Here is a 266-nt window from a genome sequence, read left to right on the forward strand (position 1 = left end):
GGGTGGCCGTCGGCAGCAGGCCGTGCTGACGCAGTGTCCGGTCGACCTCCGCATCGGTCAGCACCAGATCCTCCCGGCCGATCCGGGCTCCGACACCGTCTCCGATCAGGTGCTGCCAGATCAGTGGCGGGTCGTGGCGGGCGGCAACGACGACATTGAGATGCGGTGGCCGATGGCGCAGGAACCGGTGAAAGGCATCGAGGACCAACGGGTCGGTCGCGGTGTGGGCATCGTCCACAACCACTGTGAGGGGGCCGGATTCGGCG

Annotated in this window: 1 protein-coding gene; it reads right to left on the minus strand. The window is 68.4% G+C overall.

From position 1 onward, the window contains the following. The coding region (locus SB754_RS20750; RefSeq protein WP_410784242.1) for a hypothetical protein at window positions 1-238 on the minus strand (238 nt) is incomplete at its 3' end. Window positions 239-266 lie beyond the last annotated feature (28 nt).

This window comes from Leifsonia sp. SIMBA_070 (assembly GCF_046534635.1).
Lineage (GTDB): Bacteria > Actinomycetota > Actinomycetes > Actinomycetales > Microbacteriaceae > Leifsonia.